Source organism: Escherichia sp. E14V7 (assembly GCF_004212225.1).
Classification (GTDB): Bacteria; Pseudomonadota; Gammaproteobacteria; order Enterobacterales; family Enterobacteriaceae; genus Escherichia.
Genome location: NZ_RHJJ01000007.1, coordinates 89,195 through 97,183 on the forward strand (window position 1 = coordinate 89,195; position 7,989 = coordinate 97,183).

Below are 7,989 nucleotides of genomic sequence, written 5' to 3' on the forward strand. Positions count from 1 at the left end.
TTCCGTAAGTCCATTTGGGGAATATATGCAGTATTGGGGAAAAATCATTGGCGTGGCCGTGGCCTTACTGATGGGCGGCGGCTTTTGGGGCGTTGTGTTAGGCCTGTTAATTGGCCATATGTTTGATAAAGCCCGTAGCCGCAAGATGGCGTGGTTCGCCAACCAGCGCGAGCGTCAGGCGCTGTTTTTTGCCACCACTTTTGAAGTGATGGGGCATTTAACCAAATCCAAAGGTCGCGTTACCGAGGCTGATATTCATATCGCCAGCCAGCTGATGGAGCGAATGAATCTTCATGGTGCTTCCCGTACTGCGGCACAAAATGCGTTCCGGGTGGGAAAATCAGACAATTACCCACTGCGCGAAAAGATGCGTCAGTTCCGCAGTGTCTGCTTCGGGCGTTTTGATTTAATTCGCATGTTTCTGGAGATCCAGATTCAGGCGGCATTTGCTGATGGTTCGCTGCATCCGAATGAGCGAGCGGTGCTGTATGTCATTGCTGAAGAATTAGGGATCTCCCGCGCCCAGTTTGATCAGTTTCTGCGCATGATGCAGGGCGGTGCACAGTTTGGCGGCGGTTATCAGCAGCAGTCCGGCGGTGGTAACTGGCAGCAAGCGCAGCGTGGCCCGACGCTGGAAGATGCCTGTAATGTGCTGGGCGTGAAGCCAACGGATGAGGCGACCACCATTAAACGCGCCTACCGTAAGCTGATGAGTGAACACCATCCGGATAAGCTGGTGGCGAAAGGTTTGCCGCCTGAGATGATGGAGATGGCGAAGCAAAAAGCGCAGGAAATTCAGCAGGCGTATGAGCTGATTAAGCAGCAGAAAGGATTTAAATAAGTTTCAAAGTGTAGGCCTGATAAGACGCGGCCCGCGTCGCATCAGGCAATCGGCGCAAAATTGCCGGATGCGGCGTGAACGCCTTCTCCGGCCTACCGAACTTCGCCAGCGTGACGATTAAAAATCCGCTGGCGCTTTAAACGTCATACTATTGCCATACGCCGGATGGGTAATCGTCAACATCTCTGCATGTAGCAACAAACGCGGTGCCATTGCTCTCGCTTCTGGTGATGCATAAAAACGATCGCCGAGAATCGGATGACCCAGCGCCAGCATATGCACACGCAACTGATGCGAACGCCCGGTAATCGGTTTTAACACCACTCTTGCCGTGTTATCCGCAGCATACTCCACCACTTCATATTCCGTCTGCGCAGGCTTGCCCGTTTCGTAACAGACTTTCTGTTTCGGGCGGTTTGGCCAGTCGCAAATCAGCGGTAGATCCACCAGACCTTCTGCGGGGGATGGATGCCCCCAGACGCGGGCCACATACTGCTTTTTCGGCTCGCGCTCGCGGAACTGGCGTTTTAACTCCCGCTCCGCGGCTTTGGTCAGCGCCACTACAATCACCCCGCTGGTAGCCATATCCAGACGATGCACCGATTCTGCCTGCGGATAATCACGCTGAATGCGCGTCATCACGCTGTCTTTGTGCTCTTCCAGACGACCCGGCACAGACAACAAACCGCTCGGCTTGTTGACCACCATAATGTGGTCATCCTGATACAGGATAACCAACCAGGGTTCCTGCGGTGGATTGTAGTTTTCCATCCCCATTTTCGGCTCCGTTACTGATGCGTTACAACGATCAAACGCAGGGCATCCAGACGCCAGCCTGCCTGATCCAGGCTTTCCATTACCTGCTGACGGTTGCTCTCAATGGCGGTCAGTTCGTCGTCACGAATGTTCGGGTTCACTGCGCGCAGCGCTTCCAGACGAGACAGCTCGGCAGACAGTTTTTCGTCGGCTTCGTTACGCGCTGCATCAATCAATGCACGGGCAGATTTCTCGATCTGCGCTTCACCCAACTGGAGGATAGCGTGAACATCCTGCTGCACGGCGTTAACCAGTTTGCTGCCGGTGTGACGGTTAACCGCGTTAAGCTGACGGTTAAAGGTTTCAAACTCCACCTGCGCCGCCAGGTTGTTGCCGTTTTTATCCAGCAGCATACGTACCGGTGTCGGCGGCAGGAAGCGGTTAAGCTGCAACTGCTTCGGCGCTTGGGCTTCAACCACGTAAATCAGCTCTACCAATAGTGTACCTACCGGCAATGCTTTGTTTTTCAACAGTGAAATCGTGCTGCTACCAGTATCGCCAGAGAGGATCAGATCCAGACCGTTGCGGATGAGCGGATGCTCCCAGGTAATAAACTGTGCATCTTCACGCGCCAGCGCCACTTCACGGTCGAAGGTGATGGTAATACCGTCTTCCGACAGGCCAGGGAAGTCCGGCACCAGCATATGATCGGACGGCGTCAGCACGATCATGTTGTCGCCGCGATCGTCCTGATTGATACCGATGATATCGAACAGGTTCATGGCGAAGGCGATCAGGTTGGTATCGTCATCCTGCTCTTCAATGCTTTCTGCCAGTGCCTGGGCTTTTTCACCACCGTTGGAATGGATTTCCAGCAGGCGGTCACGACCCTGTTCCAGCTGTGCTTTCAGCGCTTCATGCTGCTCGCGGCAGTTTTTGATCAGATCGTCAAAGCCTTCGGTTTGATCCGGTGAAGCCAGATAGTTAATCAGATCGTTGTATACGCTATCGTAAATAGTGCGTCCGGTCGGGCAGGTGTGCTCGAACGCATCCAGACCTTCGTGATACCAGCGCACCAGTACTGACTGAGCGGTTTTTTCCAGATATGGCACATGGATCTGAATATCGTGCGCCTGACCGATACGATCCAGACGACCAATACGCTGCTCCAGCAGATCCGGGTTGAACGGCAGATCGAACATTACCATGTGGCTGGCGAACTGGAAGTTACGTCCTTCAGAACCGATTTCCGAGCACAGCAGTACCTGCGCGCCGGTGTCTTCTTCGGCGAACCAGGCGGCAGCGCGGTCACGTTCGATAATCGACATGCCTTCGTGGAACACCGCGGCGCGAATACCTTCACGTTCGCGCAGTACTTGCTCCAGTTGCAGCGCAGTGGCAGCTTTGGCGCAGATCACCAGCACTTTCTGAGAACGATGGCTGGTCAGGTAGCCCATCAGCCATTCAACGCGCGGATCGAAGTTCCACCAGGTGGCGTTATCACCTTCAAATTCCTGATAAATACGCTCCGGGTAGAGCATATCGCGGGCGCGGTCTTCCGCACTTTTACGTGCGCCCATAATGCCGGACACTTTAATAGCCGTCTGATACTGCGTCGGCAGCGGCAGCTTAATAGTGTGCAGCTCGCGTTTCGGGAAGCCTTTCACACCGTTACGCGTGTTACGGAACAGCACGCGGCTGGTGCCGTGGCGATCCATCAGCATCGAAACCAGTTCCTGACGGGCGCTCTGTGCATCTTCGCTGTCGCTGTTTGCTGCTTGCAACAGCGGCTCAATATCCTGCTCGCCGATCATCTCACCGAGCATGTTCAGTTCGTCATTGCTCAGTTTGTTACCTGCCAGCAGCATGGCAACGGCGTCCGCAACCGGACGATAATTTTTCTGCTCTTCAACGAACTGCGCGAAATCGTGGAAACGGTTCGGGTCCAGCAGACGCAGACGGGCGAAGTGGCTTTCCATTCCCAGCTGTTCCGGGGTTGCGGTCAGCAGCAGAACGCCCGGCACGTGCTCTGCCAGTTGTTCAATAGCCTGATATTCACGGCTCGGCGCGTCTTCGCTCCACACCAGGTGATGCGCTTCATCGACCACCAGCAGATCCCACTCGGCTTCACAGAGGTGTTCCAGACGCTGTTTGCTACGACGGGCAAAATCCAGCGAGCAAATCACCAGCTGTTCGGTATCGAACGGGTTGTAAGCATCGTGCTGAGCTTCGGCATAACGCTCATCATCAAACAGCGCAAAGCGCAGGTTGAAACGGCGCAGCATTTCCACCAGCCACTGATGCTGTAAAGTTTCCGGTACGATAATCAGCACACGTTCAGCAGCGCCAGAGAGCAACTGCTGATGCAGGATCATCCCGGCTTCAATGGTTTTCCCTAAACCCACTTCGTCAGCCAGCAGAACGCGCGGCGCGTGGCGGCGACCAACATCATGAGCGATGTTGAGCTGGTGCGGGATCAGACTGGTACGCTGACCGCGCAGGCCGCTGTACGGCATACGGAACTGTTCGCTGGAATACTTACGCGCGCGATAACGCAGCGCAAAGCGGTCCATACGGTCAATCTGCCCGGCAAACAGGCGGTCCTGCGGTTTGCTGAACACCAGTTTGCTATCAAGGAAAACTTCACGCAGGGCAACGCCGGACTCTTCATTATCCAGGCGAGTACCGATATAGGTCAGCAAGCCATTTTCTTCTTTTACTTCTTCGACTTGCATCTGCCAGCCGTCATGGCTGGTAATGGTATCACCAGGGTTGAACATCACGCGGGTCACGGGGGAATCACTGCGTGCGTACAGACGGTTTTCACCAGTAGATGGGAAAAGTAATGTGACAGTTCGCGCATCCACCGCGACAACGGTTCCAAGTCCTAATTCGCTTTCTGTATCGCTGATCCAGCGTTGACCAAGTGTAAAAGGCATATGTGTTTGGCTCTATATCTTTAATTGCAGGCAATAACTACCCGCTACCAGGCTAATGTGGTAGTGGTGTTATTCAGGTCCAGGAATGGAAAGGGCGCTATGGTACTGGATGGCAAGGCATTCGTCACGCATCAAAATGGTATCTGACGAACTCTTTTTTTGCTCAAAATAGCCCAAGTTGCCCGGTCATAAGTGTAGCAAAATTATCCTCAATAAAGGGGAGTATTCCTTCCGCCACTGGCTGAAGCTGGCGGGTCAGATAGTGTTCGTAATCCAGCGGTGAACGTTGATAGTCCAGCGGCTCCGGGCCGTTGGTGGTCCATACGTACTTAATGGTGCCACGGTTCTGGTATTGCAAGGGGCGACCGCGAGTTTGGTTTTCTTCATCGGCAAGGCGTGCAGCGCGTACATGTGGCGGTACATTACGCTGATATTCGCTCAGCGGACGGCGCAGCCGTTTACGGTAAACCAGTTGGGCATCCAGTTCACCCGCCATCAGTTTGTCGATGGTTTCGCGTACGTATTCCTGATATGGCTCGTTGCGGAAGATGCGCAGGTAAAGTTCCTGCTGAAACTGCTGGGCCAGCGGCGTCCAGTCGGTGCGCACGGTTTCCAGCCCTTTAAACACCATCCGCTGTTTGTCACCCTCCTGAATCAGTCCGGCATAACGCTTTTTACTGCCGGTATCGGCTCCGCGAATGGTTGGCATCAGAAAACGGCAGTAATGGGTTTCATACTCCAGTTCCAGCGCGCTGGTCAGCCGTTGTTTTTGCAACGTTTCCGCCCACCAGGCGTTAACGTGCTGCACCAGTGCACGACCGATTTTTGCCGCCTCTTCTTCCGAATGTGCGCCTTTCAGCCAAACAAACGTTGAGTCTGTATCGCCGTAGATCACGTCGTAGCCCTGCGCTTCAATCAATGCTTTGGTTTGCCGCATGATCTGATGACCACGCATGGTGATCGATGACGCCAGGCGCGGATCGAAGAAGCGGCAGGCAGTGGTGCCAAGCACGCCATAAAAGGCATTCATGATGATCTTCAGCGCCTGCGACAGCGGCTTGTTGCCCTGACGTTTGGCTTCATCGCGCCCGTGCCAGATGTTAGTCACAATCTCCGGCAGGCAATGTTTTTCCCGCGAGAACCAGGCATCGAGAAAACCTTCGGTGCTGTGCTCTGGATCAGGCTGCGCCATGCCTTCCACCAGCCCGACGGGATCAATCAGAAAGGTGCGGATGATCGACGGGTACAGGCTTTTGTAGTCCAGCACCAGCACCGAATCATAAAGCCCTGGCCGCGAATCCATCACGTAGCCGCCAGGGCTGGCGTGTGGCGGCACTTCGCCGAGATTAGGCGCGACATAACCAGCGCGGTGCATACGGGGAAAATAGAGATGACCAAACGCCGCCACCGACCCCCCGTGCCGATCCACCGGCAGGCCGTTCACCGTCGCTCGTTCGAGCAAAAACGGCATGATTTCAGTTTTATGGAAAATCTGCGTCACCAGCTCGCAATCTTTCAGGTTATAAGTCGCCAGTGCGGGCTTATCTTCGGCGAAACGGCGGTCAATTTCGTCCATCCGATCCCACGGGTTATCGATAGATTTTCCTTCGCCTAATAGCTCCTGAGCGACAGTTTCCAGTGAGAATGAAGAGAAATTCCAGAACGCGGATTTCAGCGCCTCGATACCGTCGATAATTAGCCGACCTTTGGCCTGGGCGAAAAAGACGCCGTCTTTAAAGCCGTGCTCGCGCCACTCCAGCTCGCTGTTATCGCGCCCCAGACGCAGTGGAATACGGTAACGCTCGGCATGTTTTTGCAGCATTCGCAGATCGAACTGCACCACGTTCCAGCCGATGATCACATCGGGATCGTGGTTTGCAAACCAGGCGTTAAGTTTTTCCAACAGCTGCGGGCGGCTGGCGACGTATTCCAGTTCAAAATCGAGCGCGGAGGCGTCGCCATTCTCTGGCCCCAGCATATAAACGATGCGCTGCCCGCAACCTTCCAGGCCGATGCAGTAGAGCTCACCGTGGCGGGTGGTTTCAATATCAATAGAAACCCACTTGAGCGGCGGACGATAGTCGGGATGCGGTTTCAGGCGAGCATTAACGATAGCGCCATTGCGCATATCTCCCTCGACCCACACTGGAGCGGTGATAAAACGCTCCATCAGATAGCGTTCTGGCGGGCGCACATCAGCCTCGTAGACGGTAACGCCACCTTCACGCAGGCGCTTTTCGTAATTCATCAACTGGCGATGGGCGCGACAGTAAAGGCCATACACCGGCTGACGGTGAAAATCCTTTAACGCCAGCGGCGTCAGGCGAAAGCCTTGTTCACCCTGCAGAATATGCTGAGCGCGGAGAACCTGATCGGCGGGAATAAACGCCACGGATTCTTGCGGCGCAAGCGTAACGTGCAACGGCCCGTTGTCCGTTGCCAGCCAGAAAGAAACTTCGGTCCCTTGAGGGGTATCCCGCCAGTGTCGGGTTAAGATAAAACCTGCCTGCGCCACGCTGAAAATCCAATAAAAAACCAGGCTTGAGTATAGCCTGGTTTCGTTTGACTGGCTGTGGTTTTATACAGTCATTACTGCCCGTAATACGCCTTTGCACCATGCTTACGCAGATAGTGTTTATCCAGCAAGGTTTGCTGCATATCAGGGAGCTGCGGGGCCAGCTGGCGGCAGAAAATCCCCATATAAGCGACCTCTTCCAGCACGATGGCATTGTGCACCGCATCTTCGGCGTTTTTACCCCACGCAAACGGACCGTGAGAATGGACCAGTACGCCAGGCATTTGCGCCGCATCGATACCCTGTTTTTCAAAGGTTTCAACGATGACGTTACCGGTTTCCCACTCATATTCGCCGTTGATTTCTGCGTCGGTCATTTTGCGAGTGCAGGGAATGGTGCCGTAGAAATAGTCGGCGTGAGTGGTGCCGGTTGCTGGAATCGACTGACCCGCCTGCGCCCAGATGGTGGCATGGCGGGAGTGCGTGTGCACAATACCGCCAATGGACGGAAATGCCTGATAGAGCAGTCGGTGAGTTGGCGTGTCGGAGGAGGGCTTTTTCGTACCTTCAACCACTTCACCGGTTTCGATGCTGACCACGACCATATCGTCAGCGGTCATGATGCTGTAATCGACGCCGGAAGGTTTGATTACAAAGACGCCGCGCTCGCGATCAACGGCGCTGACGTTGCCCCAGGTCAGAGTGACCAGGTTGTGTTTTGGGAGCGCCAGGTTGGCTTCTAAAACCTGGCGTTTGAGATCTTCTAACATGTTGACTCCTTCGTGCCGGATGCGCTTTGCTTATCCGGTCTACAAAATCGCAGCGTGTAGGCCTGATAAGACGCGCCAGCGTCGCATCAGGCGCTGAATGCCGGATGCGCGTTGCTTATCCGGCCTACAAAATCGCAGCGTGTAGGCCTGATAAGACGCGCCAGCGTC

At 54.7% G+C, this 7,989-nt stretch carries 5 protein-coding genes; 1 reads left to right on the forward strand and 4 read right to left on the reverse strand.

The window, feature by feature from the left end:
- Positions 1-25: 25 nt before the first annotated feature.
- Positions 26-841: a co-chaperone DjlA gene (gene djlA / locus D9741_RS09160; protein WP_130204881.1), complete on the forward strand. Its 816-nt coding sequence runs from the start codon at positions 26-28 to the stop codon at positions 839-841.
- A gap of 117 nt (positions 842-958) precedes the next feature.
- On the opposite strand, the gene rluA is transcribed toward djlA, so the two are convergent.
- The 4 genes from rluA to araD form a co-directional block, all read right to left on the reverse strand.
- Positions 959-1,618, reverse strand: a complete 660-nt coding sequence (gene rluA / locus D9741_RS09165) for a bifunctional tRNA pseudouridine(32) synthase/23S rRNA pseudouridine(746) synthase RluA (RefSeq protein ID WP_000525176.1) — start codon at positions 1,616-1,618, stop codon at positions 959-961.
- Between the two features lie 11 nt (positions 1,619-1,629).
- Positions 1,630-4,536, reverse strand: a complete 2,907-nt coding sequence (gene rapA / locus D9741_RS09170; protein WP_130217450.1) for an RNA polymerase-associated protein RapA — start codon at positions 4,534-4,536, stop codon at positions 1,630-1,632.
- Positions 4,537-4,699: 163 nt separating this feature from the next.
- A complete protein-coding gene (polB, locus tag D9741_RS09175) occupies positions 4,700-7,051 on the reverse strand; it encodes a DNA polymerase II (RefSeq protein ID WP_130217448.1) in 2,352 nt (783 codons plus the stop codon).
- Between the two features lie 74 nt (positions 7,052-7,125).
- Entirely contained in the window at positions 7,126-7,821 is a 696-nt protein-coding gene (araD, locus tag D9741_RS09180) for an L-ribulose-5-phosphate 4-epimerase (RefSeq protein WP_000888658.1), read from the reverse strand.
- Positions 7,822-7,989 lie beyond the last annotated feature (168 nt).